The 3366-nt window shown below is 75.0% G+C and carries 1 protein-coding gene; it reads left to right on the top strand.

Annotated elements, in window-relative coordinates; all coding sequences use genetic code 11:
* Positions 1-16: 16 nt before the first annotated feature.
* Positions 17-3366 (top strand): SDR family NAD(P)-dependent oxidoreductase (locus tag ACWEFJ_RS39135; protein ID WP_449716905.1); only part of this gene is annotated, 3350 nt, incomplete at its 3' end.

The following is a 3366-nucleotide window of genomic DNA, read 5'->3' as shown; positions in this document are numbered from 1 at the left end:
GGCGGGTGTCGCCGGTGTGATCAAGACGGTGATGGCGCTGCGGCACGGCCGCCTGCCCCGCACCCTGCACATCACCGAACCCACCCCGCACGTGGACTGGACATCCGGGGACGTCCGGCTGCTCACCGGGCACACCGACTGGCCCGACACCGGCCGGCCACGCCGGGCGGCCGTCTCCGCGTTCGGCATCAGCGGCACCAACGCGCACCTCGTGCTCCAGCAAGCACCCGACGACGCACCGGCCCCGCCCGCCGACGACCGCACGGTGCCGTGGGTGGTCACGGCGAAGACCGAGGCCGCCTTGCACGCCCAGGTCGACCGGCTCCGCGCCTACGCCCTCACCCACCCGGACGTGTCGGCCGCCGCGATCGCCGGCGAACTGGCCACCCGCACCCGCTTCCGCCACCGCGCGGTGCTGATCGGCACGGACCGCGCCGAACTGCCCGCCTCGCCGACCACCACCGGCAAGTCGGTGTTCGTGTTCCCGGGGCAGGGTGCGCAGTGGGTCGGTATGGGCCGCGAGCTGTACGCCCACGAGCCCGTGTTCCGCGACGCCATCGATGCCTGTGAGCGTGCTCTTGCGCCGCACGTGGACTGGTCGTTGGTCGAGGTCTTGAGTGGTGGGTCGCTGGATCGCGTGGATGTGGTGCAGCCGGCGTTGTTCGCCATGATGATCGGTTTGGCGGCGTTGTGGCGGTCTTGCGGTGTCGAGCCGGACGCCGTGGTGGGTCATTCCCAGGGTGAGATCGCGGCGGCGCATGTGGCCGGGGCGTTGTCGCTGGAGGACGCCGCGAAGGTGGTGGCGCTGCGGAGCAAGGCCCTGGTTGCGATTTCCGGTGCGGGCGGGATGGTGTCGGTGTCGTTGCCGCCGGACGCGGAGTTGTTGTCCCGGTGGGGTGATCGGCTGACGGTGGCGGTCGTCAACTCGCCGTCCACGGTGGTGGTGTCGGGCGAGCCCGGGGCACTGGACGAGTTGGTGGAGTTGTGCGAGCGGGAGGGGATCAACGCCCGCCGCATCCCGGTGGATTACGCGGCGCACTCGGCGCAGGTGGAGGCGGTGCGGGACCGGCTGCTGGCCGATCTCGCCGACATCACGCCGTTGCCGGCCCGGGTGCCGTTCCACTCGACGGTGACCGATGGGCTGGTCGAGGCGGTGGACGCGGCCTACTGGTATCGCAACCTGCGGGAGCCGGTGCGGTTCGACCGGGCGACCGACGCGTTGCTGACCGCGGGGCACGACGTGTTCGTGGAGGTCAGCCCGCACCCGGTGCTGGTGCCCGCGCTCGACGTCACGCTCGCGACCGGCACGCTGCGCCGCGACCAGGGCGGCACCGCGGAATTCCTCGCGGCGGCCGGACGGCTGTTCGTCGCCGGGGTGGACGTCGACTGGCCGACGCCCGCCGCGACGCACGTCGGCCTGCCCACCTACCCGTTCCAGCACGAGACCTTCTGGCTCACGTCCGCCGCACCGGTCGCGGACCCGTGGCGGTACGAGGTCGCGTGGACCCCGGTGACGCCGACCTCCGCGCCGGCGGGGCGGTGGCTGGTGCTGCGCCCCGACGGCGGGCACCCGTGGGTGGACGCGACCGTGGCGGCGCTGGCGGACAGCGGCGTCGAAGTGGTGGACACGCCCGACGGGGTCGACGGCGTGCTGTCGTTCCTGGCCCTGGACGAGTCGCCGCACCCCGACCACCCGGCCGTGCCGACCGGGTTGGCGCGCACCTGGGCGGCTGTGCGCGACCTCGCCGCCCCGCTCTGGTGCGTGACGAGCGGCGCGTTCGGCGACCGGCCGCGCCAGGCGTTGGTCTGGGGGCTGGGCACGTCGGCCGCACTCGAGTTCCCCGACCGCTGGGGCGGCCTGGTCGACGTCCCGGCCACGCCGGACGCGCTGAGCGTGCGCCGGCTGCTCGCCGCGCTCGGCGGCGAGGAGGACCAGGTGTCGATCCGGGTCGGGGGCGTCTTCGCCCGCCGGCTGCGCCACGCCAGGCCGACCCCGCCCGTGCGGACGTGGCGGCCCGAGGGCACCAGCCTGATCACCGGCGGCACGGGCGCGCTCGGCGCGCGGGTGGCCCGGTGGCTCGCCGCGCAGGGTGCCGACCACCTGGTGCTGGTCAGCCGGAGCGGCCCGAACGCGCCCGGCGCGGCGGAGCTGCGCGACGAGCTGGCCGCCTCCGGCACGCGGGTCACCGTGGCCGCCTGCGACGTGGCCGACCGCGCCGCCCTGGCGGCCCTGCTGGACGAGGTCGGCGAGGTCCGGTCGGTGTTCCACACGGCCGGCGTGATCAGGTCGGGCCGGTTGGCGGACGACGACCTGGCCGGGTTCGCCGACGTGATCACCGCGAAGGTTGCCGGTGCGACGCACCTCGCCGACCTGCTGCCCGACCTCGACGCGCTGGTGCTGTTCTCCTCGACGGCCGGGGTCTGGGGCGACGGGCACGGCGCGGCCTACGCGGCGGGCAACACCTTCCTCGACGCCCTCGCCGCGCGGCACCGCGCGCAGGGCAGGGCGACCACGTCCGTGGCGTGGGGCATCTGGGCCGAGGGCGGCATGGCCGCGCTGGAGTCGGTGCGGCGGCAGCGGCGGCTGCTCGGCTTGGGCGAGATGCCGTCCGGGCGTGCGCTGGCCGCGCTGCGGGACGTGCTGGACCAGGACGTGCCGCACGCGGTGGTCACGCCCGTCGACTGGGCCGAGTTCGCGCCCGCCTACACCCGCCAACGACCCTCACGGCTCCTCGCCGACCTGCCCGAGGCCCGGGTCCGCGAGGAACGGGCCGAGCCCGCCGTGACGTCCGACCTCGACCTGCTGGACGTGGTCACCACCCACACGGCGGCCGTGCTCGGCCACGCCTCGCCGGCGGCCATCGACACCGGTCAGGCGTTCAAGGACCTCGGCTTCGACTCGCTGACCGCCGTCGAGCTGCGCAACCGGCTCGGCGCGGCTCTGGGTCGGCGACTGCCGAGCACGCTGGTCTTCGACCACCCCACGCCCGAACGGCTGGCCGCCCACCTGCGCGGCGAGCACGCCGCCCCCGCCGTGACCACGGCCGCGGCGGCGGACGAGCCGATCGCGATCGTCGGCATGGGCTGCCGGTTCCCCGGCGGGGTCTCCTCGCCCGACGACCTGTGGCGGCTGGTGGCCGACGGCGTGGACGCGATCGGCGACTTCCCCGACGACCGGGGCTGGGACCTGGACCGGCTGTTCGACCCGACCGGGGCCCGTCCGCGCACGTCGTCCACCCGGCACGGCGGGTTCCTGGCCGACCCCGCCGGCTTCGACGCGGGGTTCTTCGGGATCTCGCCGCGTGAGGCGTTGGCGATGGACCCGCAGCAGCGGGTGCTGTTGGAGACGGCGTGGGAGGCGTTCGA

This window comes from Actinosynnema sp. NPDC004786 (genome assembly GCF_053601135.1).
This window is presented reverse-complemented; position numbering and strand designations above follow the sequence as displayed.